The 21464-nt window shown below is 64.7% G+C and carries 20 protein-coding genes and 1 tRNA gene; 14 read left to right on the top strand and 7 right to left on the bottom strand.

What is annotated here, in order from left to right:
- Nucleotides 1-89: 89 nt before the first annotated feature.
- On the top strand, nucleotides 90-1700 hold the full coding sequence (locus H290_RS0119635) for a CdaR family transcriptional regulator (protein ID WP_020108538.1): 1611 nt from the start codon (nucleotides 90-92) through the stop codon (nucleotides 1698-1700).
- Nucleotides 1701-1783: 83 nt separating this feature from the next.
- On the opposite strand, the gene H290_RS29290 is transcribed toward H290_RS0119635, so the two are convergent.
- Nucleotides 1784-2956: a DUF3068 domain-containing protein gene (locus H290_RS29290; RefSeq protein WP_231373757.1), complete on the bottom strand. Its 1173-nt coding sequence runs from the start codon at nucleotides 2954-2956 to the stop codon at nucleotides 1784-1786.
- Between the two features lie 186 nt (nucleotides 2957-3142).
- Between H290_RS29290 and H290_RS0119625 the strand changes: the two genes are divergently transcribed.
- The 3 genes from H290_RS0119625 (at nucleotide 3143) to H290_RS0119615 (ending at nucleotide 5382) form a co-directional block, all read left to right on the top strand.
- Nucleotides 3143-3218: transfer RNA gene (locus H290_RS0119625), tRNA-Arg, on the top strand.
- Nucleotides 3219-3244: 26 nt separating this feature from the next.
- Complete coding sequence (locus H290_RS0119620) at nucleotides 3245-4063, top strand: maleylpyruvate isomerase family mycothiol-dependent enzyme (protein WP_020108536.1); 819 nt, start codon at nucleotides 3245-3247, stop codon at nucleotides 4061-4063.
- A 29-nt stretch (nucleotides 4064-4092) separates the two neighbouring features.
- Complete coding sequence (locus H290_RS0119615) at nucleotides 4093-5382, top strand: family 1 glycosylhydrolase (RefSeq protein ID WP_028463418.1); 1290 nt, start codon at nucleotides 4093-4095, stop codon at nucleotides 5380-5382.
- On the opposite strand, the gene H290_RS29285 is transcribed toward H290_RS0119615, so the two are convergent.
- Nucleotides 5279-6295 (bottom strand): hypothetical protein, encoded by a 1017-nt coding sequence (locus H290_RS29285; RefSeq protein ID WP_196809591.1) that lies wholly within the window; start codon nucleotides 6293-6295, stop codon nucleotides 5279-5281. The two genes, H290_RS0119615 and H290_RS29285, sit on opposite strands and share 104 nt — an antisense overlap.
- A 183-nt stretch (nucleotides 6296-6478) precedes the next feature.
- Between H290_RS29285 and H290_RS0119605 the strand changes: the two genes are divergently transcribed.
- Both H290_RS0119605 and cobF read left to right on the top strand, forming a co-directional pair.
- Nucleotides 6479-7285, top strand: coding sequence for an SDR family oxidoreductase (locus H290_RS0119605; protein ID WP_020108533.1), 807 nt, complete (start codon nucleotides 6479-6481; stop codon nucleotides 7283-7285).
- 2 nt (nucleotides 7286-7287) lie between these two features.
- Complete coding sequence (gene cobF / locus H290_RS0119600; protein WP_020108532.1) at nucleotides 7288-8067, top strand: precorrin-6A synthase (deacetylating); 780 nt, start codon at nucleotides 7288-7290, stop codon at nucleotides 8065-8067.
- 97 nt (nucleotides 8068-8164) lie between these two features.
- On the opposite strand, the gene H290_RS0119595 is transcribed toward cobF, so the two are convergent.
- The gene (locus H290_RS0119595) at nucleotides 8165-8938 is read right to left on the bottom strand and encodes a 3'(2'),5'-bisphosphate nucleotidase CysQ (protein ID WP_051122130.1); all 774 of its coding nucleotides are present in this window, start codon (nucleotides 8936-8938) and stop codon (nucleotides 8165-8167) included.
- Here H290_RS0119595 and H290_RS0119590 point away from each other — a divergent pair.
- The 3 genes from H290_RS0119590 to H290_RS0119580 are packed head-to-tail and all read left to right on the top strand — an operon-like array spanning nucleotide 8937 to nucleotide 11617.
- Complete coding sequence (locus H290_RS0119590; RefSeq protein ID WP_028463416.1) at nucleotides 8937-9812, top strand: Fpg/Nei family DNA glycosylase; 876 nt, start codon at nucleotides 8937-8939, stop codon at nucleotides 9810-9812. The genes H290_RS0119595 and H290_RS0119590 overlap by 2 nt on opposite strands.
- The gene (locus H290_RS0119585; protein WP_020108529.1) at nucleotides 9809-10867 is read left to right on the top strand and encodes a Ca2+-dependent phosphoinositide-specific phospholipase C; all 1059 of its coding nucleotides are present in this window, start codon (nucleotides 9809-9811) and stop codon (nucleotides 10865-10867) included. The genes H290_RS0119590 and H290_RS0119585 overlap by 4 nt, the downstream gene beginning before the upstream one ends.
- Before the next feature lie 9 nt (nucleotides 10868-10876).
- Nucleotides 10877-11617, top strand: coding sequence for an SDR family oxidoreductase (locus H290_RS0119580; protein WP_020108528.1), 741 nt, complete (start codon nucleotides 10877-10879; stop codon nucleotides 11615-11617).
- On the opposite strand, the gene H290_RS0119575 is transcribed toward H290_RS0119580, so the two are convergent.
- A complete protein-coding gene (locus tag H290_RS0119575; RefSeq protein ID WP_028463415.1) occupies nucleotides 11598-12953 on the bottom strand; it encodes a cytochrome P450 in 1356 nt (451 codons plus the stop codon). The genes H290_RS0119580 and H290_RS0119575 overlap by 20 nt on opposite strands.
- A gap of 129 nt (nucleotides 12954-13082) precedes the next feature.
- Between H290_RS0119575 and H290_RS0119565 the strand changes: the two genes are divergently transcribed.
- The gene (locus tag H290_RS0119565; protein ID WP_020108525.1) at nucleotides 13083-13754 is read left to right on the top strand and encodes a response regulator transcription factor; all 672 of its coding nucleotides are present in this window, start codon (nucleotides 13083-13085) and stop codon (nucleotides 13752-13754) included.
- Here the strand turns inward: H290_RS0119565 and H290_RS0119560 are convergent.
- A complete protein-coding gene (locus tag H290_RS0119560; protein ID WP_196809590.1) occupies nucleotides 13707-15134 on the bottom strand; it encodes a cell wall metabolism sensor histidine kinase WalK in 1428 nt (475 codons plus the stop codon). The two genes, H290_RS0119565 and H290_RS0119560, sit on opposite strands and share 48 nt — an antisense overlap.
- 167 nt (nucleotides 15135-15301) lie before the next feature.
- Here H290_RS0119560 and H290_RS29280 point away from each other — a divergent pair, with 167 nt between their 5' ends.
- From H290_RS29280 to H290_RS0119540, 4 genes are read left to right on the top strand one after another with little or no spacing between them, the layout of a single operon-like run.
- On the top strand, nucleotides 15302-16981 hold the full coding sequence (locus tag H290_RS29280) for a thiamine pyrophosphate-binding protein (protein WP_020108523.1): 1680 nt from the start codon (nucleotides 15302-15304) through the stop codon (nucleotides 16979-16981).
- A complete protein-coding gene (locus tag H290_RS0119550; protein ID WP_020108522.1) occupies nucleotides 16978-17643 on the top strand; it encodes a hypothetical protein in 666 nt (221 codons plus the stop codon). Before H290_RS29280 ends, H290_RS0119550 begins: the two co-directional genes overlap by 4 nt.
- Entirely contained in the window at nucleotides 17640-18656 is a 1017-nt protein-coding gene (locus tag H290_RS0119545) for a 3-oxoacyl-ACP synthase III family protein (protein ID WP_028463414.1), read from the top strand. Before H290_RS0119550 ends, H290_RS0119545 begins: the two co-directional genes overlap by 4 nt.
- Nucleotides 18653-19657: a histidinol-phosphate transaminase gene (locus H290_RS0119540; protein ID WP_020108520.1), complete on the top strand. Its 1005-nt coding sequence runs from the start codon at nucleotides 18653-18655 to the stop codon at nucleotides 19655-19657. Before H290_RS0119545 ends, H290_RS0119540 begins: the two co-directional genes overlap by 4 nt.
- 57 nt (nucleotides 19658-19714) lie before the next feature.
- On the opposite strand, the gene H290_RS0119535 is transcribed toward H290_RS0119540, so the two are convergent.
- Both H290_RS0119535 and H290_RS0119530 read right to left on the bottom strand, forming a co-directional pair.
- Nucleotides 19715-20377 carry a hypothetical protein gene (locus H290_RS0119535; RefSeq protein WP_020108519.1) on the bottom strand — a complete coding sequence of 221 codons (663 nt, stop codon included), beginning with the start codon at nucleotides 20375-20377 and terminating at the stop codon, nucleotides 19715-19717.
- 60 nt (nucleotides 20378-20437) lie between these two features.
- Complete coding sequence (locus tag H290_RS0119530) at nucleotides 20438-21424, bottom strand: mechanosensitive ion channel family protein (RefSeq protein ID WP_020108518.1); 987 nt, start codon at nucleotides 21422-21424, stop codon at nucleotides 20438-20440.
- Between the last annotated feature and the right edge of the window lie 40 nt (nucleotides 21425-21464).

Here is a 21464-nt window from a genome sequence, read left to right as displayed (position 1 = left end):
CCCATCACAGCCCGGCAGCGACCACGAAACGATAGCCGATAGGCCAAAGCATGTGCGTATCCTTGGTTCAGTTGAACAAAGGGGATCGGATGTCGGAACCCGGAACACCGGCATCGAGCACACTCGGGCGATTGCTCCTGGCGTTGGACGGCACGCTGGTCACACTCGTCGAGGCGCCCGAGGGCCTGGATCGACCCGTGTCGTCGATGGCGCTGCTCGACGACGACGACCTGAGACTCGGTGTGGGCCGGGCCGCGAGAGGTGCGGACCTGGCGCTGCTGGTCGGCGTGGGTGCAGATTCGGTGATCGCGTGGTTGGCAACGCTGGGTATCCGGACACCCGTCGCGATTCTGGTGAAGTCGCCGACGACGACGATGGTGCGCCGGGCGGCGGCCGCCGGTGTCGCGGTGGTTGCCGTTGACCCCCATGCGCGCTGGGAGCGTATCTACAACCTGATCGGACGAGTTCTGGAGCAGGCCCGCGCGGGGAGCGCGGAGTCGATGGCCACTGGCACCGCGGGAGATCTGTTCGCACTGGCCCAGGCGGTCGCGGACCGGACCGGTGGACTGGTGAGCATCGAAGACGCCGACTCGCATGTCCTGGCCTACAGCACCTCTGACGAGCACGCCGACGAACTCCGCCGGCTGTCGATTCTCGGACGTGAGGGTCCGCCGGAGATGCTCGACTGGCTGCGGCAGTGGGGCGTTTTCGGTGCCCTGCGGGCCACGACGGACGTGGTGTCGGTGGCTCAGCGCGATGACCTCGGTCTGCGCCCACGGCTGGCCGTCGGTATCCGGGAACCCGGCGGTCAGGCATATCTCGGGACCCTGTGGTTGCAGCAGACCGACGCTGCCCCGGCTCCGGATTCGGCGGAGGTGATCACCGGCGCAGCCGCCGTCGCCGCCCGCATCATCGCGCAATCGGTGTCGATGCCGTCCGTACACGGCGAGCAGGTTCAGCGGCTTCTCGGATTTCGGGGGGACGGCATCGACGTCACCTATCTTGCTCAGGCACTGAACATTCCGGCCGACGGCCCGGTGGTTGTCGTCGGGCTGGGGCCACGAGAACGAAACGGGACCACCGATCGCCGCGACGAACCAGGGGAGCAGAGCCTGCCGGCACTCACACTGCACGCCAGCGCCTTTCGGCCCGACTCGGTGACCGCCGCGGTCGGCGGCCGGGTCTACGTGCTGTTCCCCCGGACCGGCGGCGGGCCGGCGACGGTGCAGTGGGCACGCGCCACCGTGGCGGCCGCGGAACGAAGATTCGGCGTCCGGATCCGGGCCGTGATCGCCGAGGGTTCCGGGGTGATCGATGCGGCGCGGTTGCGTGGCGAGGTCGACCGGGTGATCGGTGCCGCGCTCCATGAGGGTGCACTGATCGACCAGGTGACCACGGTCGAGCAGTCACGGACGCCGGTGCTCCTCGGCGAGATCGTCGGATTGCTTGCCGCCAACGCCGACCTGGTCGATCCGCGGGTGGCCGAGCTCCGGGTTTACGACACCGCGCACGGGACGGAATTGGTGCCGAGTGTGCGGGCGTACCTCGATGCGTTCGGTGATGTCCGGGCGGCTGCCACCGATCTACACATCCATCCGAACACGCTCCGGTACCGGCTGCGACGGGCCCACGAACTGACCGGGCTGGATCTGGGCGATCAGGCCACTCGCCTGGTTGTGGCCCTCGCACTTCGTATTTGACGGTAGCGGCAGCAGCTGCAGATACGACAGAGTCCTCGAGCTTTCGCTCGAGGGCTCTTGTCAGACGTCAGATCGGACCGAGATCAGGGGGTCTTCGCGAATTGCACGGTGTCGTCATTGGATGCGTCGCCGCCGGGACGACGTCGGAGCAGCAGGATCACACCTCCGATGAGGAGCAGAACACCGACTACGCCGAGGATCGCCGGAACGATCACACCACCGATCCGGAGCTGATCGACGTAACCGGAAGCCTTGTCGGACTGATGGTCGACAGTGGTGTCATTCCACTCCATGGTGGCCGCGAAGGCGTCCATCCGGAACTCCCGGATCGGTGCGGCCAGATCAGGATCTTCCCAGCCCGGGGACTTGAAGTACTGATGCTGCTCTTCCAGACCCTTGAGGATCGTGCCGGTCTCCGGTTCCACCCAGACGTGGCGGGTGGCTTTTGCAAAACGGTCCATCACGACGGGCTCGTTGGCCGGGACGCCTTTGATACCCCACCAGCTGGCCGGCTTCTCGAGCGAGGTGCCGAGTGCCGGCTGCCCGTTCGGCGTCGGCAGCGTCACCTGATCGACCTCGGGAACGTCGCTGACGAAGTGGTAGGCGGTGAGGCCGTTGATCTTTTCTTCCTCAACGAACTTCGCGGGCACGTCCTGCCGGGTGTTGGCGTCGTAGTACAGCTGATCGGTCTTCTTCACGTCGAAGCCGAACTTGTACTGGTATCCCTTGCGAGGTGCTTCGACGAAGTTGTCGGTGCCGTCGATGGTCACCGTGCCTTCCGGTGCCTCGAGGGTGTGGATGCGCGCGATGTTGCCGTTCGGCTTGCTCGTTTCGCGATCCACGGACACGACATCGACGTTCGAGGTGAGAACGGCGTCTTTACAGGTGCGCTTGGCATTGACCGGTTCTGCAGTGGGCTCGGTCGTCTTGTCGCCGTCGCGGAGCAGGTCGATCATCACCGTCTGTCCGGACTGCAGCGTTGCCTGATCGGAGTCCGACGGATTGATGATGATGCTGCGACGCTGCTGTGTCAGATGGGCGTCGAGGACCTCAGCCCTCGGTTCATTGATCGAACAGCGATTGAAAACGCGTGCCGGGGTGTTGTTGTCATCAGTCAGACCTGCCGGAACCGACGTCGACACCGAGGTGATATCCAAGTCCAGCGGGACCACTTTGAGCTTGGGAACCAGCCACAACGGGACTGCAATTGCAGCGGTCAGCAGGGCGATCCCGAAGAAGATCAACGCCGGTGCCAAAAACTTTTTGATGTCATACCCCTCTCGAACGGCGACAAGCGAGTTCAAGTATTGCAGTACGCACCCCGAAAGTTGCCGATGGCCGCGGATTTCCGCAGATCGCGCGTCCGGCACCGCACGAACAGGGCTTCTTCCATGCCCATACCCGGGTACCGTCGTCACGCAGGTAGAGTCTTCACCCGAAGCGCCTTAGTAGCTCAGGGGATAGAGCAACCCTCTCCTAAAGGGTAGGTCGCAGGTTCGAATCCTGCCTAGGGCACCACAGGTACCGAAGTATCGTCATCGCGTATGAGCCGAACCATCTTGCCGAAGGAACCACTCGTCGAAGCGTTGTCGGCAGTGTGGGCAGCTGTCGAAACCCTGGCCGCATCGATCACCGACGAACAGTGGCGCAGCGCATCGATTCTCCCCGGATGGTCGGTGGGCGACGTCGTGGCCCATGTCATGACCACCGAGCGCATGCTGCTCGGTGACCCGCTGCCCGAGGTTGCGGCCGACGTCGATGCGTTCGACCACGTCTGCAACGACATCGGCGTGATGAACGAGCGTTGGCTCGAGTTCTACCGCACGCAGGATCGTGCGACGGTGCTCGCCGATTATCGTGACGTCATCGCGCGCCGCACGGCATCACTGGCGGCGATGACCCAGGAGGAGTGGGACGCAGACTCGTTCACACCGGCCGGCCCCGACACCTACGGCAGGTTCATGCGGATCCGGGTCTTCGACTGCTGGATGCACCAATTGGACCTCTGCGACACGCTCGGTGTGGAGATGACCACCGACCGGATCCCCATCGTCGCGGCGATGTACGAGATCTTCGAGAGCATGCCGTACGTGGTGGGGAAGAAGGCCGGAGCCCCGGACGGCAGCCGAGTCCGGTTCGTCGTCGAAGGTCCGGTTCCGCGGACATTGAACATCGCAGTCGACGGGCGCGCGGGAATTGTTCGCGAGCTCGACCGAGATCCAGATCTGACTCTGACATTCGATTACACTGAGTTCGCCCGTCTGGCCGGCGGTCGCGCCACCGGTTCCCAAGGGGCCGTGGGCATCTCCGGTGACCGGGTGCTGGGCGAGAAGGTCCTGGCCAACCTGGCCTTCGTGATGTGATCGGTTTCGGCAATCCTGGGCAGGTCAAGATGCGACGACTGTTGGCGGTGGTGCTCCCACTACTGGTGTGCGTGATCATGATTCCGGCGGCACCGGCCTCGGCGCAGGATCAGGGCCTGGGACCGGATTTCCTCTGGGGCGTCGGCTCCGCGGGCTTCCAGTCGGAGGGTTCCTCGCCGGACAGCAATTGGCGGCGGTACTCGAACAGTGACCGGGTCGACGACCCGGTGGGCACATCGGTCGACTTCCGGAACCGCTACGTCGAGGACATCAACAACGCCCGCGACATGGGCGTCAAGGTGTACCGGATCAGCGTGGAATGGGCCAGGATCCAGCCGGCGCCGGGCGTCTGGGACCAGCGTGAGCTCGAATACTACGACCGGGTGGTGCACCACATCCTGCTGGCGGGGATGCGTCCGATGATCACCCTGGATCACTGGGTGTATCCGGGCTGGGTCGCCGATCGCGGTGGCTGGAACAACCCCGACATGGCCGAGAGTTGGCTGATCAACGCGCGCAAGGTGGTTGACCGCTACGCCCGGTTCGATCCCATCTGGGTCACCGTCAACGAACCGATCGTCTACACCTATCTCAAGGAATTGGCGTTCGGTGGTGTCGCCGCCCCCAACGTTCCGTTGATGCTCGATCAGCTGGTGCGGGTGCATCGCAGCATCTACGACCACATCCATGCGCGTCAGCCGGGAGCCTGGGTGACGTCGAACTCGGCCTACCTGCCGACCGTCCAGCCGGCTCTCGATGCGATGTTCCTCGACCGGATCGCGGACAAGCAGGACTTCGTGGGCATCGATTACTACTACTCGGTGTCGGCAACGGATCTGAACACGTACAACGCTGCGACCGAAGAGTTTTGGAAGGCGACGTCGGCGGCCGACGGCCTCTATTACGCACTGCGCTATTACTCGCGGAAGTTCCCGGGCAAGCCGCTGTACATCGTCGAGAACGGGATGCCGACCGAGAACGGGAATCCTCGGCCCGACGGATATCAGCGGGAAGATCAGCTGCGCGATGCGGCGTACTGGCTCACTCGTGCGCGCGCCGACGGGATGAATGTCGTCGGCTACAACTACTGGTCCATCACCGACAACTACGAGTGGGGAAGCTACACACCCCGTTTTGGTCTCTATCGGGTGGACGTCATGACCGATCCGACGCTGACCCGTCAGGCCACACCGGCCGTCGCCGCCTACCGCGAGATCATTGCCGACGCAGGCGTTCCGGCGGGCTATCGGCCGACCCGTCCGGCGCAGTTCTGCTCTCTTGTGGATGCTCCAACGAGCTGCAGTCAGCCGGTACGGTGAACGGCTTCGAACCGAACCCGGTATCCGCTGCTCCGGTCAGGTTCTCCGCCGCCGAGCGCTCGGCTTCGGCGGACCCGAACATCGCAACGGCCACCGCGCCGAGCACGGCAAACGTGAAACCGGCCAGAGCCATCCACTGCATACCGGGCACCGTCGAGTCACCGAGCCACAGCACCCCGACGACCCCGGGTACCGCTGTTTCTCCGACAACAAGTGCCGCCGTCGACCCGTTCACCTCGCCCAGTTGCAGGGCCACGGTGTGCAGATAGAACCCCGCTGCTCCGGCGATCGCGATCACCCACGCGGCCGGATCGGCCAGCATGGTCGGCAGTGACAGCGGATCGATGCCGTCGAGAATCCGGACGCCGATCGCAACCGCCCCGAACAGCAGGCCCGCGGCGGCACCGGCGGTCACCGACCCCGCGCGGCCGATCCGGCGAACCGTGAACAGCGATCCGGCGACCAGCACCACGGTCACCGCCAGCAACGCCCAGTGCAGCGATTTCGGAGTCGTGTACGCGGTGTGCGGCTGCGACGCGGAACCCAGGAGCAACAGCGCCACCAGTACCGTGCCCATCGCGATGTAGTCGCGGGGGTGCAGTCTGATGCCCAGGAGCCGGATGCCGAGAAGCGCCGTGATGATGAGGTTGCCGGCAACGATCGTCTGCGACAGGAACAGCGGCAGCATTCGGGCCGCACCGGCTCCGGCGACGAACCCGAGGACGTCGAATATCGCACCCACGACAAAGACCCCGGTCATCGCGGTCGCGGCGGTTGACCGCCAGGACGGTGAACCGGCCGCGGTGGCCATCCGCTCATCGTCGGGATGGGCGCGGGCCACCTGCCGGGCGCCGAGCGCCTGCATCACCGACGACAGGCCGTAGCCCACTGCCGCGATGATTGCCAAGCTCACGCCGACCAACATGTCCAACACCCTTCTACCGCACTTGGTGTGTGCAACGCATCTAGGATGCTCAGGTATTTCCCAGGATCGCCACTCATTTTTCGGGGACCGACATTTCGTGGTCGATGAGAGCGGGTGATCGGCGGCTGGGGCTGGTGCGGTCCGTGGCATCGGGGGTCTTAGTGTTGAGCGATGAGTCACATCGCGTTGGTCACCGGCGCATCGAGTGGAATAGGCGCCGAAGTCGCCCGGCAATTGGTTGCCCGCGGGCTGACGGTACTGGGTACGAGCCGGCGGCCCGACGCCATTGCCAACCCGATTCCCGGCGTCACCTACCTCGAACTCGATCAGAATGACCCGGCCAGTATCGCTCGCTGCGCCGAGCACGCCGGAGCGATCGACATCCTGATCAACAATGCCGGCGAATCGCAGATGGGTCCGCTCGAGGACACTCCGATGGACGCCATCGAGAAGTTGTTCGCCACCAATGTCTTCGGCCCGATCGCCCTCACGAAGGCCGTGCTTCCCGGGATGCGGGAACGTCGGCACGGCACCGTCGTGATGGTCGGTTCGATGCTGTCGAGTTTCCCGCTGGCCTTCCGCTCGTCCTATGGCGCCACCAAGTCGGCGCTCAAGGCGTTCGCCGACGGCAGTCGCCGCGAGCTGGCGCCGTTCGGAATCGCGATCTGCACCGTGGAGCCGGGCACCATCGCGACCGGCATCGGAGACCGGCGGAGCTATTTCCTGGCCGACAACTCGCCCTACCGCGGCGACTACGACACGGTGGCCGCCGCCACCCGCCGCAACGAGGACGCGGGTCTGGCCGTCGCGCCGATGGCCGAGGTGATCGTCGAAGCGGCACTGGCGAAGGACCCGAAGCCGCTGTACGCCAAGGGCAACAAGGCCCCGATCGTCTTCGCCCTGCGCCGGCTCCTGCCGCGCCGCACGATCGGTGACATCACCGGTCGATTCCACGGACTCTCGAAAGCCAGGCCCTGACCATGCGCAAACTACTCGTCATCGGCATCGGACCGGGTGACCCACGCCAGATCACCATCGAGGCCATCGATGCGATGAAATCCGTCGACGCGTTCTTTGTCCTCGACAAGGCACCCGAGCGGGGCGCAGCGGTCAAGCAGTCCCTGGTGGGCCTGCGCAAGGAGATCTGCGACCGCTACCTCGACACCGACTACCGGTTCGTCGAAGTCCCGGATCCGCCCCGCGACCGCACGCCCGACGACTACGCCGCCGAGGTCCGTCGCTGGCACGACGCCCGGGCCGACCTGATCGAGCAGGCACTCGCCACCGAGCTGTCCGACGACGGCGTCGGGGGAATCCTGGTGTGGGGCGACCCGGCGCTGTACGACAGCACGCTCCGCATCATCGACACCATCGTCGCCCGCGGTCACCTCGAGCTGGAACACAGCGTGATCCCCGGCATCACGAGCTTTGCGTCGCTGACCGCCGCACATAAGATCCTGCTCAACCGCATCGGCGAACCCATCCACATCACCACCGGACGCCGGCTGGCCGACACCCCGAAAAGGGCCGCCGCGAATCAGGTCGTGATGCTCGATGCCGATTGCACCTTCCTGCAGACGGCATCGCCAGACGATCACATCTGGTGGGGCGCTTACCTCGGCACGCCCGACCAGCTGCTCATCGCCGGCACCGTCGGTGAGGTCGGTGAGCAGATCCGCGAGACCCGTAACGCGGCCCGCGAACGCCACGGCTGGATCATGGACATCTACCTGCTCAGATCCTGGCCCCCGCCCCGCTAGGCCCACCTCGCTAACCCGATGATGTGGCCTTTTGGCGAACAAAAGCCCAGGTGGGCACCGCCAAAAGGCCACATCATCGGGTGGTGGGGGCGTGGGGCTACGCGATCTCGGCGAGTGCGGAAAGGATCGGGTCGCGGAGTTCGGAGCGGCAGATCACGAAGTCGGGCATGAACGGGCTGCGCCGGTTGTATTCGAGATCGGATCCGTCGATGCGGCTGCAGTGGAGTCCGGCAGCCTGGGCCACACCGACCGGTGCGCAGTTGTCCCATTCGTACTGTCCACCGGCATGGACGTAGGCATCGGCGTCACCGCGGACGACGGCCATGGCCTTGGCGCCCGCAGAACCGATCGGGACCATGTCGAGGCCGAGTCGCTGTGAGACGTGGCCCGATTCGTAGGAGGCCCAACCGCGGGATGCGACCATCCGGCCGGTCAGTTCGCCGCCGACCGCTGGCACGGTGTCGGTGGTGTAGATCTCTCCGATGGCCGGTAGCGAGACCGCACAATCGGCAGGCCGGCCGCCGATCGTCAGGGCGATATGGACCGCCCAGTCGTTGCGTCCGGCAGCGAATTCGCGGGTGCCGTCGAGCGGGTCGATGATCCAGACCCGGTCGGAGGTCAGCCGGCGACCGTTGTCGGTGGCCTCTTCCGAGAGCACCGCATCGGTCGGACGATGCTGGGCCAAGACTGCACCGATCCACGCCTGAGCCATCGCATCGCCGACGTCGCCGAGCAGATATCCGCTGAGCAAATGCTGATACCGGATGTCCACCAAGATTTTCCCGGCGCCTTCGGCCAACATTCTGGCCAACTCGGCATCGGTCACCGAACCACTGGAGCGCATCTGGTTACTAGAACATACTGGGCTCATGCCTGAGTTACCTGAGGTGCAGGCCATCGCCGATTTTGTTGACGGCCGGGCTGCCGGACTCCCCATCCGACGTGTCGACGTGGCGTCTCTGGCGGTGCTCAAAACCGCCGATCCGCCATATACCGCGCTGGCCGGGCGCACCATCGAATCGGTGACCAGGATCGGGAAATACCTGGTCATGACCACCGCGGGTGACGACCCTGGCCCGATCCACCTGATCATCCACCTCTCGCGGGCCGGATGGTTGCGCTGGTCGGACAATCTGTCACCCGCCCCGCCGCGCCCCGGCGGTAAAGGTCCGATCGCGTTGCGTGTCCATTGCGGACTGCCCGGTGAGGGATTCGACGTCACCGAGGCCGGAACCCAGAAACGGCTCGCCGTGTGGATCGTTCGCGACCCGTCCGAGGTGGAACGGATCAAGACGCTGGGCCCGGATGTGTTGTCGCTGAGCCGAGACGAACTGGCCGAATTGCTGAAAACGTCGGGGTCCCGGATCAAGACGGTGCTCACCGATCAGCGGATCCTGTCCGGGGTGGGCAACGCCTACAGCGACGAGATCCTGCACACCGCCAAACTGTCGCCCTTTGCGACGTCGAAGACGATGACGCACGAGCAGGTCGATGCCCTGTACTCGGCGATCGGTGAGGTCCTGCGCGATGCCATCGGGCGGCTCGAGGGCCAGCAGGTGGCGCGGCTGAAGGGGGAGAAGCGATCTGGGTTGCGTGTTCATGCCCGCACCGGACTGCCGTGCCCGGTCTGTGGTGACACCGTCCGTGAGGTTTCGTTCACCGACCGGTCCTTCCAGTACTGCCCGAACTGCCAGACCGGTGGCAAGGTCCTGGCCGACCGACGGATGTCGAGATTGCTCAAGTGACCCAGGATCCGCTTCCGGCGGGCTTGCAGCTCAACCAGATCCAGTTCATGGCCACCCACAACTCGTCGCATCAGCTGATGACACCCGACGAGCGATTCGGGTGGCTGATGGGTTCGAACCTGGATTCGTACCGCTACGAACATCTTCCGCTCGACCGGCAGCTGACCGACCAGCACGTGCGTGGGATCGAGCTCGACGTCTATCCCGATCCCGAGGGCGGTCGGTACGCCTGGCCGCTGGCGCGCAGGTGGCGCGGCCGCGGACCCCGGCCCGAACCACTCTGGGGCCGACCCGGATTCAAGGTGATGCATGCACCGGACGCCGACTACCGAACCAGTTGTCCGACGTTGACGGGTGCGCTGCAGACCGTGAAACGCTGGTCGAGGGAGCATCCCGGCCATGTGCCGGTGGTGATCCAACTCGAACTGAAGGCGTCGTGGCCCTGGGCTCTGGTGCTGCGGGGTGCCCGGGTACCGCGATGGTCGCCGGCGGTGCTCGATGCCCTCGACGCCGAGATCCGGTCGGTGTTCGACGACGAGTCGGCCTTGCTGACACCGGACCGGATCCGGGGCAGTGCACCGACCCTGGAGCAGGCGGTGCTCGGTCCGGGCTGGCCGCAGGTGGACGACGTCCGCGGCACGGTGCTGTTCTTCCTCGACTACGGCGACCAGGATTACATCCGCGACAATTACCGCGCCGGCCGGCCGAGCCTGGAAGGTCGGGTGGCATTCACGACTCCACCTCCCGGACAACCGGATTCGGCCTTCATCATGCACAACGATCCCCGCGGTCAGGGTTTCCTCCGGATTCGTGAGCTGGTGAACCGGGGGTACCTGGTCCGGACCCGCTCCGATGATCCGGTGTCGACGGCGAAGGCGGACGAACATCGTCGACCGAGGATGGCGCTGGCCTCGGGTGCCCACATGATCAGCACTGACTTCCCGGTTCCGGGCCTGGCGTTTCGGTGGGGCGACGGCGCATTCGTGTCCTGTTTGCCCGGCGGGTCGGCCGTCCGGGCGAATCCGGTGACCGCTGCAGGTGGCGCGAGAGGGTAGGTTCCAGCCATGAGTCGCAACAAGATCTTGATCACCGGCGCCAGCTCGGGTCTGGGCGAGGGTATGGCCAAAACCTATGCGGCACAAGGACGTGCGCTGGCGCTGTGTGCCCGGCGGATCGAGCGGCTCGACGAGCTGAAGGCAGAGCTCGGCGCACAGGCATCGCAGATCGCCACCGCAGCGCTCGATGTGACCGACGTCGACACCGTGCCGGTCGTATTCGGTGCGCTCCGTGACGAACTCGGCGGGCTCGACCGGGTGATCGTCAACGCCGGGCTGGGCAAGGGCGCGCCGATCGGGACCGGGAAGGCACACGCCAATCTCGACACGGTGCGGACCAATCTGGTCGGCGCGCTGGCCCAGGTCGAGGCGGCGATGGAGATCTTCCGGGCCCAGAACTCCGGACATCTGGTGCTGATCAGCTCGATGAGCGCGGTGCGTGGGCTCCCGAAGGCCCAGGCCGCGTATTCGGCGTCCAAAGCCGGGCTGTCAGCGTTGGGCGAGGGTCTGCAGGCGGAATTGGCCGGTTCGCCCATCAAGGTCAGCGTGATCCTGCCCGGCTACATCTCCACCGACATCAATGCCGGTGTGAAGACGAAGATGATGACCGAACGCGACGCCGGCGTGGCAGCTCTGATCGCCGCGATCGAATCCGAACGCAACCGGGTGGTGGTGCCGCGCTGGCCCTGGACCGCGATCGACCTGGCGCTGCGCCATCTACCGGCATCGATCACGCGCAGGATGGTCTGAAGCTCCGCCTGCGTACGGTCGCCGGGAAGCCGGTGTTCACGGTCAGCGAGCCGTCTTCGGCAGGCATCGAAAAGTCTTGTGGCACCGACCACTCGTACTCGCGAAGCATGCGATGCAAGACCGTGAGAACTTCCATCCGGGCAAAGTTCATACCCATGCACTTGTGAACACCGCCGCCGAACGGCATCCAGGCCATCCGGTGTCTGCCGGCATCGTGTTCAGAGGTTCGGAACCGGTCCGGATCAAAATGGGTGGGGTCGGGCCAGACGTCATCAATGCGATGGTTTGCTCCGACGAGGACCACCACAAACGTGCCCTCCGGAATGTGGAAGCCGCACAGTTCGGTGTCTTTTACGGCTGCGCGCGGCAACACCGGGACCGGTGGCCGTAGCCGGATCGCCTCTTTCATGACCAGCTCCGCCAGTGGCATCGATGTCAGGTCCTCGTAGGTGATCGTCTCCGGCAGTGCCTGCACCTCGGACCGGACACGGTCCTGCCACTCGGCGCTCTTCGCGAGCTCGAACGCAGTGGCGGTGAGCGCGATCGTTGCGGTGTCGTGGGCTGCGAAGATCATGAAGATCATGTGATCGATCACCGCGGCGTCACTCAGACGCTGACCGTCCACCTCGGCGCGGCACAATTCGGACATCAGATCGTTCCCGTCTCCGGACCGCCTCACCGCAACCAGATCGCCGAAGAACACTTCGAGCTGTCGCCGGGACCGCAGGCCACGGCTCCACCGGAGCCCCGGAACGGGGAATCGGATCAGTGCACCGCCCGCTTCGATCAGATCGACACAGGCGCGGTTGATCTCGGCGGCCTCGACGTGGTCGAGCTCCACACCGGCAAACACTTCCAAAGCGATGTCCAACGTGAGGTCCTTGAACACCGTTCGCAGGTCGACGGCCGGGCCAACCGGAAGTGCTCGGATCGACTCGCGGATCCTTGCCTCCAGCGCCCGGTGGTAGGAAGCGAGCCGGTCCGGTGTGAACGCTTGCTGCATGATCCGACGATCCCGGTGGTGCTCTTCGAAGTCCATCAGGAGAACTCCCCGCTGGAAGAATCTGCCCAATGCGAATTCGTAGACCGGCTCCGTCGAAAACGCTTTGTCGCGATTGAGTGTCAGTTCCTCGGCTGCTGCCGGACCCTGTGCCACCACGACATTGCGGCCCAGAGCACTCGTCAGCGCGATGTCGCCGTACCCACGTCGTAGCGACACGGCAAGATCGGCCGGCCGGCGGATAAGTTTCAACGTTGAGATCAGCGGTAGGTGTCGCGGGCCGCGCACGGAACGTAGTCCGGCGTCGGGTGGCGGCGTGGACAAGACTCGGCTCATGGTTTCTCCTTCGTTGAGCGGGTACCCGTGGTTGGTCGACGCGAATCAATTGGTGTTCGATGTAGGCGGGTCCGGGGACTGGCCCAAGTACGCTGGAACCGCGGTGGTCAGCCCGGAGGAGGCTCGGTAGTGCGTGTTCTCGTGGTCGAGGATGACGTTCGCGCGGCCGAGACGGTCCGGCGAATGCTGGTCAGCGACGGCTGGAGTGTTGTCATCGCTCGCGATGGTGCCGAGGGACTGTGGCAGGCCACCGAGCACGACTTCGACGTGATCGTCCTCGACATCATGCTTCCGAAACTCAACGGCTATCAGGTCATCAAGGGGTTGCGGGGCAAACACGTGTGGACTCCGGTCCTCATGCTCTCGGCGAAGGACGGCGAGTACGACCAGGCCGAGGCGCTCGACTACGGAGCCGACGACTACCTGGTCAAACCATTTTCAGTTGTTGTCCTCAAGGCGCGGTTGCGGGCATTGCTGCGTCGCGGCGTCCGCGAGAGACCGGCGGTCCTGTCGGCGGGGTCGCTCACCCTCAACCCATCCGACCACGGTGTGCGTCGCGACGATGCCCCGATCAAGCTGACCCCCCGCGAATACTCGGTTCTCGAGTTCCTGATGCGCAACAAGGGGCGGGTGGTCACCAAAACCGAGATCATGCAGGCGATCTGGGACGAAAATTACGACGGTGACGTCAACATCGTTGAGGTGTACATCCGTTATCTCCGAAAACGGATCGATATCCCGTTCGGCGCCAACTCAATTCAGACGATCCGGGGCGCCGGTTATTGCCTTGCCGAGGACTAGTGGCGCGGGCCGGTCGTCGCGGCGGGCGGGTTCGGTGGACGTCGGCACGGTGGTCTCGGTTTTGATGGTCATGGTGAAGCGGGCACCACCACCGGGGGCGTCGGTGACCGTGATCGACCCGCCGTGAGCGCGCGCGATCTCCATCGCAATCGGCAGCCCGAGCCCCGAACCCACCTGATGGCGGCCACGATCGGGGTCGTGCCGGTAGAACCGGTCGAAGATCTTCTCCCGAACATCCTCCGCGACTCCGGGCCCGTCGTCCATGACCTCGATGGTCGCGGTGGACAGATTCGTGTTCATCTTCAGGGTGATCGTCGACGCCGCGTAGTGGGCGGCGTTGTCCGTGAGATTGCGGATGGCGCGTAGCAATTTGTCCGAATCGCCGATCACCCGGATGGGTCTGACGTCGGCGATGACCTTGGCCAATCCCAGCGAGCGGAGGCGCTGAATCTCGGCACCGACGATGTCGTCGAGGTCAACTTCGTCCACGGTCAGCGGGATCCCGCGTTCGTCGGCGCGGGCGAGCAGCAACAGATCGGCGACCATGCTGTTCATTCGCAGAGCCTCGGGCAACAGAATGGTTCGCACGGTCTCGACGTCGATCGCTGAATCGGTGTCGTCGGCGAGATCGAGGATGCCGACCAGGGTGGTCAGTGGCGACCGCAATTCATGCGAGGCATCCCCGACGAACTCGAGTTGGCTGTTGCGGCTCTGCTCGAGGCGATCGAGCATGGTGTTCATGGTGACCGCCAGTGTGGTCACCTCGTCGTCGGTGGACGGGACCGGGACTCGTCGACTCAAATCGGAGCTTGTGATTGCCGAAACCTGTTTGGTGATGCGGGTGACCGGTGCGAGGGCACGTCCGACAAAGAAGTAGATCGCCGCTCCCGCGATCAGGATCACCACCGGAAATTCGATGGCCAGGATCGCTGCGGTGCCGAGTAGTCCCGACAGATACGCCTGCGTGGAGACAACGGCGATGACGTTGTAGCCGATGCCGTCGTATTGCGCACCGGTGACCTGCCCGCAGTAGGTCCCGGATCGCCCGGCGATCTCGATTTTGTCGACCTGCTGGGTGTTCCACCATCCGGGTGTGACGGACGAGATCGGCTCCTGGGTGGCGCCCGGACTGCTCGCCACCACGACACCGTTGTTGTCGATGATCTGGATGATGTCGATACCGGTTGTGGGGGAGAGCAGTTCCGGATCGACGCTGGGCAGGCCGCCTTGGTCGATCTGATGCGCGATGTCATACGACCGCGTACCGGTGGACTTGTACATCTCGCGATCCTGATACCGATGCAACATGAACAGCATGATCACGGCGCCCACGATCATCGCGATCGCAACAACGCAGGTCGCCACGATCGTGGAGCGCATCCGCACTCCCTGATTCCGGCGGAACATCGCACGGAATCCACACGTTCTGGCCATTTGCCGGCCTCCGAACCGTTGCTGAGGGCTTCTCAAGGATATGTCTGCTGTTCGGTAGATACCAGTGGGTGCTTTCAGCAGGCTTTCAGGCGGGCGAGCGCAGGGTTGGCTACATGACAAATCCCAAGGTTGCGGGGGCAACGGTTGCCGACGTGATCATCCGGCGGCTCAGCGCACTCGGTGTTGACCGGATATTCGGGGTACACGGTGCGAACATTGAAGACCTGTACGCGGCGGCTCTCGCCGGTTCGGGTGTGAAACCTGTTGTGGCAAAGCATGAGTTCTCCGCCGGAACGATGGCCGACGGAGCTGCGCGCATCACCGGGAGACCGGCCGCAGTGATGACGACCTCCGGCGGAGGGGCCATGAATGTGGTTGCGGCACTGGCCGAATCCTACGACAGCAGGGTCCCGGTGCTGGCCCTGATCGGTTCGGCACCCTCTGCATTGGAGGGTCATGGGGGGTTTCAGGACATGCTCGATCCGCCGGACACCATCGACGCCCGGAAAATATTCTCTGCGGTCACCGGGTTGTGCATGAAAATCGATGCACCGCAGCAGATTTATGCCGCACTCGACGCCGCCGAAAGAATGCTCGCGACCAATCGTCCGGTCGCACTGATCATCCCGAAAGACATCCAGACCGCCGCAGTCGCCGACAGAACCAGGCTTCGATGCGTTCGGGACGTCCGTGTGACGTCGATGGCAGAGCTGGAAGAAGTGGCCGCGATGATGTCCGACGCGCGCGGCGCAGTGACGGTCCTGGCGGGTGAGGAAGCATCCCGGCAACAGGTCGGCGCTGACCTGGCCGAGCTGGTCACGGCGGCCGATGGGGTACTCGCCGCGACGCCCGGTGGCCGCGATCTGCTCGGTGCCGGTGTGCCGACGGTGGGCCTGACCGGCGTGATGGGACATCCTTCGGCAGCAACCGCGGTGGCGGCGTCGGCGGTCCTGCTGGTGGTCGGCAGCCGGTTGAGTCTGACCGACCGGGCGGGACTGGACACCAGCGACACCATCGTCATCCACATAGGCGCCGAATCACCGACCATCGACGTCGACACCCACGTCGGGGTCACAGATCTGCGCTGGGCGATTCAGGTGATCACCAAGAACATCGACACAGAGCGCAGCGCGGCGAGGCGCCTGGTGCCCGGTATCGAAGCGTTGCCCACCCCGGCACGTCTGTACCCCGGGGGCGCCGGGTTGCTGACATCGATCCAGGTCATCCAGACCGTCGGTGATCGGATACCCGAGGGCACCAACATCTTTGCCGATGCCGGCAACGTGGGTGCGGCAGCCATCCATCACCTCCCTGTTGGTCGCGACGGACGATTTGTTGTCGCGTTGGGGATGGGCGGCATGGGATATGCCTTCGGCGCGGCGATCGGTGCCGCGCTGGTCACCGGTCAAAGATCGGTGGTACTGGCCGGGGACGGGGCATTTCTCATGCACGGCATGGAGATCCACACCGCCATCGAGCACCGACTGCCGGTGACCGTGGTCCTGTTCAACAACAACGCACACGGCATGTGTGTGACCCGCGAACAGCTCTTCTTCCCGGGGACCCCGAGTGTAAACCGGTTCCGGCCCACCGATTTCGAGGCCGGATTGTCGGCGATGTTCCCCGGACTGACCGTCAGCGGCGCCCGCTCACGGACCGATCTCGTCACCGCCACCGACCACGCATTCTCCGGAGATGGTCCACATTGTCTTGTGGTGCAGACCGATCCGGATGAGCTTCCGCCTTTTGGCCCTTTTCTTTCCGCCCACAGATCAATCGAGGAGAACAGATGACCGTCACCCTGCCCGCGTTGGAAGACCTCGGACATGTTGCCGACGACCTCCCGGGTCTCGTTCGAATAGAGACCCACGATCGGAAGAAGGCGACGCCGATCATCCTCGACATGCTGAGATCGGTGTATCCACACGATCAGGTGTTCGGTGAGTTCTGCCCGGTCCAGGCCTATGTCGACGCACCGCCCCGCGAGCTGTTCAACTGGTTGTCCGACACCAGATCTCTGGAGGAATGGACCTACAGTCTGCGTGGATTCACACCCACCGACGAATCGGGTCTGTGGGTCGCCAAGGATCGCCTCGGCGACAACACCAAGTGCTTCACCCGCACGGTGTCCAACGCCGACGCCATGACCGTCGACTACCACTGTGCCTGGGACCAGGGTGAACACCTGTGGATGATCTACCTGATGCGGGTGGTCGACGCGCAGGTGGTGCTGAACAAGCCGGGGTCGGTGGTGTTGTGGAACAACTGCAAACACCCGTTTTACGACAACAACGCCTACCCCGAGACCGCACCACCGGAGCGTCCGGTGTGGGTGGGCGACTTCTGGGAGATGTTCTCCGCCGGCCACCAGCTCGAGATGGACAACCTCAAGGCCATCGCCGAATACCGCCACCACCATGACCTGCCGATCAAACCAGAATGGATGAGCCGATGAATGCGCCGACGATCTCCCTGGTCGATGTGGCCAGTTACCTGCCCGCGAACCGGGTGCCGGCGTCCTATTTCGCCCAGTTCGCCGAATCCGATGACCTGGCAGACAATCTCATGTTCCGTGCGCCCGCGTACCGCCATCACGCGGATCCGGATGAGACATCGGCCGAAATGATCCAACGCGCGATGTCCGGCATCCTGGACCGGCACGGCTCCGACGTTCTCGATGACGTCGACATCCTCATCACACACAGTCAGCTACCGGAACTGCCGGTGGTCGGTTGCGGCGGTGAGGTTGCGCACCGGCTCGGCATCAAACCGGAATGGGTGATCGACGTCCACAACGGCGGATGCGCATCATTCATCCACATGATGAAGATGGCGCAGCAGCTGATGATCGCCTCCGGAGCCCGAAAAGCGTTGATAGCCAACGCCCAGAACAGCGCCGGGCAGGTATTTGTCCAAGATCAGGTGCGAGGTAAGCCGCAGGCCGCGATACCCGGTGACGGATCGAGCGTGGGGCTGCTCGAAATGAGTGATGTTTCACCGATCCTGGCCACCACATGCCGGTCATACGGCGAGTTCGCCGGAGACATGACCTCGGTGGCATACCCGCAACGCAAATACTGGGAGGCCGGGACGGGGCAGGTTCACGTCGGATTCACCGAGGCCAAGATCTCGAAGGTGCTGGCGCGCGGCAATCGGCTGGTTCCGGAGGTCGCCTACGACGTCGCCGACAAGATCGGCGTCGCCGCCCGCGACATCGACTGGTTCATCACCAATCAGCCCAACCGGATCTTCCTGCGCAACTGGCGCGATGCCATGGAACTGCCGCCGGAGCGCCATCCGGACACCTTCGAGGAATGCGGCAACCTGTTCGGCGTCGGTGTACCCCTGACCCTGGACACCGCGATCACCGACGGGCGGATCGGGGCCGGAGACATCGTGCTGATGGCAGCGTTCGCGCATGCCGGTGACTATGCGGGAGCCGCCGCGATCCGATGGGGCGGGCGATGACTGTGCTGATCCCGCTGAACCTCAACGAAAGTCCCTATCCGCCGCTCCCCAGCGTGGCCGCGGCCCTGCACGAGTGGGTTCGGAACGCCAACCGGTACCCGGAGTTCGTCCCCGACACACTGCGTGGTCGCGTTGCGGACCATCTCGGTGTGCCCGGTGACTGGGTCAGTGTCGGTGCCGGTGCCACCGGATTGGCTTATCAAGTGTTGCAGGCATTTTGCCCGCCGGGTGGCCGGATGCTCACCGCGGTACCAACCTTCGACGGCTATCCGATCCTGGCGGACCTGGCCGGTGTGCAGGTGGACGCGGTGCCCCTGCGCGCCGATGGTGGCACGGACCTCGTTGCCATGGCTGCTGCGATCCGGGCCGAGACCCGGGTGGTGGTGCTCTGTTCGCCGCACAATCCCACCGGGTCGGTCATCAGTGAGCCCGAGCTGCACCGGTTTCTGGCCCGGGTACCGCGTGATGTGGTGGTGATCCTCGATCAGGCCTACTTCGAGTTCGCCGACTACACGCCTGATCTGCACCTACTACTGTTGCACCACCCGAATGTCGTGGCGCTGCGGACGTTTTCGAAGGCGCACGGACTTGCCGCGCTTCGGGTCGGCTACGCCGTCGGTGCCGTGCAACTGATCTCGAAGGTGCGTCGTTTCGAGGTACCGTTTGCGGTCGGGTCCGCCGCCTCCCTCGCCGTCCCTGCGGCATTGGCGGCCACCGATGCGCTCCGGCAACGGGTTCGGACCGTCCGCGATGAACGGATCCGATTGCAGGCGAATCTCGCCGACATCGGGATCACGAGCCTGCCCAGCCAGGCCAACCATGTGTTCGTGCCGACCGAGCGGCCCCAGCAACTCGCCGGCGACCTCGTCGCGGGTGGTGTCGCGGCGAAGGTCTGCGCGACGCCCGGTGCGCTGCGAGGCGTGCGGATCACCGTCGGTGACACGGCCGCCACGGACTCTGTGATCGCCGCGTTGATCGAGGATCAGTCGGTCAGTGCGTGACGGCCGGGGGATGATATGGGCACGCTCGGCGGTGGGTTCGGCACGGTCGGCGGGGGATCAGCTGGTGGGAACCACGGATCCTGATGGCGTGAGAGGGGTTCCGTCGGACCAGACCACCGGTGCGGACTTGTAGTCGAATTCGTCGGAACCGGTGTCGGCCCAGTAGATCACCCGGGTCAGGTCTGTACCGGGATCAGCCAGGGCCACCAGGCAGGTGGCGTACGACTGACCTTTGGCCAGTGTTTCCGGTGCCGGGGATGCTTGGCACTTCGCGAAGTTCTCGGGAGGTAGCACCGTCAGCGCCGCGGTGGTGCCGTCCGCGCTCCCGGAAAAGCCCATGGTGGACAGGACGTTGCGCTGTTTGTCGACGACCTGGGTGATGGTCAGGCGGATGTAGAACGGGCTACCGCCCTGGGTGAACGATTCAGGGAGGTCGCCGTCGGCCGCCGGTTCGATACCGGTGACGGTGAACCCGGCGAGCTGCTCGTCGGGCCGAAATGCATCGGACGGCAGGAATGCGGTGTCGGACCAGAGCAGGTCGGTGCCCGGTGCGGTCCGGTCGATCGGACCCGCCGGGAGCGTGACGACGGCCGAGATCGGCACGGTGACGCTCGGGCTCGCGGCCGTCACGGTACCGGCCGTATCCTGCGAACACCCGGCGACACCGACGAGCAGGGACCCGACGAAAACCACTGCGACCAGCGTGTTGCGAACAGTCATCTGGTGATCGTATGTGGCCGATCGCTGCGGGGCAGTAGAAGTGCGCCGAGTCCGCTGGGATCATTCGCCGATCGTCTGCGCCCCGCCGCCGATCATCGTCGAGGGACCGAACTCTCGGCCGCTCGGGTAGGGCAGGCGAATGTTGTTGGCCTCGTACGCTGCCAGAATCTCCTTCCGGATCCGGCGCTGTAGCGACCACTGGGCGTTGGGCCGGGTCTTGAGCAGGATCCGGAGAGTGACCATGTCGGCCGAGACGTCCTGCACACCCAGCATTTCCGGGGATCCGAGGACGTCGCCGGCGACGGAATCGTCGGCCGCCACCTGTTGTGCAGCTTCCAGGGCGACTTCCTGCGCCCGTTCGAGATCGACGTTGTGTGCGACCGGGATCTCGATGCGGGCCACGGCATAATCCTGGCTCATGTTGCCGACGCGGGTGATCTCACCGTTGCGGACGTACCAGAGGGTTCCGTCGATGTCACGAATGGTGGTGACTCGCAGGCCAACTGACTCGACCTCGCCGATCGCCTCACCGAGGTCGACGACGTCACCGACGCCGTATTGGTCCTCGAGCAGCATGAACACGCCAGAGACGAAGTCTTTCACCAGGTTCTGGGCACCGAAACCGATGGCCAGTCCGACCAGTCCGGCCGAGGCCACGAACGGCGCGATGTTCACCTCGAGAACGCTGAGGCACGTCAACGAGACCCAGACGAGGATCAGGATCGAGACCGACGACTTGAGCACCGAGCCGATGGTCTCGGCACGTTGCTGCCGGCGTTCGACAGCCTTCGGATCGCGCAGGGACTTGGGTGTCCGGTCGCGCAGGTGCTTCAGCAGTGCCGGTTGTGCGCGCCTGCCGTCCGCACCCGGCGGCGGTCGCCGAGTGGCACGATCGATCGCGCGGTGCAGAGTCCATCGGCCGATCAATCCGGCAGCGATGTAGGTCACAATCCGGATCGGATTCTCGATGAGCCAAAGACTGTTGGTCTCAGTCCATTCGAATGCGCTGGTGGAACTCGCCAGAGTGCTCAGAGTTTGGGCAGTCATGATCCCGACCGTACGTACTTTGTGTCATCTGTCCACCGCC

The organism is Nocardia sp. 348MFTsu5.1 (assembly GCF_000383535.1).
Taxonomy (GTDB): Bacteria; Actinomycetota; Actinomycetes; order Mycobacteriales; family Mycobacteriaceae; genus Williamsia; species Williamsia faeni.
This window is presented reverse-complemented; position numbering and strand designations above follow the sequence as displayed.